At 73.5% G+C, this 1,245-nt stretch carries 1 protein-coding gene; it reads right to left on the bottom strand.

Features of this window, described 5'->3' with window-relative positions; translation table 11 throughout:
* Positions 1 to 265: 265 nt before the first annotated feature.
* Complete coding sequence (locus CCN51_RS52770; RefSeq protein WP_014177208.1) at positions 266 to 1,087, bottom strand: purine-nucleoside phosphorylase; 822 nt, start codon at positions 1,085 to 1,087, stop codon at positions 266 to 268.
* Positions 1,088 to 1,245 lie beyond the last annotated feature (158 nt).

The following is a 1,245-nucleotide window of genomic DNA, read 5'->3' as shown; positions in this document are numbered from 1 at the left end:
CTCGGGTCCCGGAGGCCGGGCTGGCGGGGCCGGGTCGGCGGCTCCGGTCAGCACGTCCGGGGCGCCCACTCGGGTCAGCGGGGCCAGGTCAGCGGGGCCCAGGTCGGCCGGCCGGGGTTACCGGCCCGGGGCAGCGCGTTCGGGGCACTGGCTCCGGTCCTGTGGGACCGGGCGAGTGCGTACGGCGGATCACCGGCTCGGACCGTGGCCCGGGGCGTCGTCGGGCGGGCCCCGTCGGGCGGGTCCCGTCGACGGGCGGGCGGGGTCAGATGCGGTCGAGGACCTGCGCCAGGAGGCTCCCCATCCGCGCGGCGGAGTCGCGGCCGGCCTGGAGGACCTCCTCGTGGTTGAGGGGTTCGCCCGTCATGCCCGCCGCGAGGTTGGTGACCAGGGAGATGCCGAGGACCTCGGCGCCCGCCTCACGCGCGGCGATCGCCTCCAGGGCGGTGGACATGCCGACGAGATCCGCCCCGAGGGTGCGGGTCATGGTGATCTCGGCGGGCGTCTCGTAGTGCGGGCCGGGGAACTGCGCGTAGACGCCCTCCTCCAGGCTGGGGTCGATCTGCCGGCAGAGCGCGCGCAGCCGGGGTGAGTAGAGGTCGGTGAGGTCGACGAAGTGCGCACCGGCGATCGGCGAGGCGGCCGTGAGGTTGATGTGGTCGCTGATCAGCACCGGCTGGCCGGGGCGCATGCCCTCGCGCAGGCCGCCGCAGCCATTGGTGAGGACTACGGTCTTGCAGCCGGCGGCGACGGCGGTCCGTACGCCGTGCGCGACGGCGGCGACACCGAGGCCCTCGTAGTAGTGCGTGCGGCCGAGGAAGACCAGCGCTCGCTTGTTGTTGATCTTGTACGAGCGGATCTTGCCCGCATGGCCCTCGACGGCGGGCGGCGGGAAGGAGGGCAGATCGGTGACCGGGAACTCGTGTTCCGGGGTGCCGAGCGCGTCGGTGGCGGGTACCCAGCCGGAGCCGAGGACCAGGGCGACGTCGTGGGCCTCTGCGCCGGTGAGTTCACGCAGGCGGGCGGCCGCGGCGTCGGCGGCGGCGTGGGGGTCCCCCTGATGGGTAACTGATGCGTTCACGCGCATGAGACTAGCCGGTGATTGCCTACGCGCGTAGAAGTATCGACAGCGGTGTTCGATTCGTTGCCAAGGCGCGATCGAACTGCGCGGAAGAGGCGAGGAAGAGTCGCGGCGAGGAGACGGCGAGGCGGCGTCGAAGGGGCGGCGAGGCGGTGGCGAGGGGG

Source organism: Streptomyces milbemycinicus (assembly GCF_002154605.1).
Lineage (GTDB): Bacteria > Actinomycetota > Actinomycetes > Streptomycetales > Streptomycetaceae > Streptomyces > Streptomyces milbemycinicus.
The sequence above is the reverse complement of the archived record's forward strand: the minus strand, read 5'-3'. Positions and strand labels throughout refer to the sequence as shown.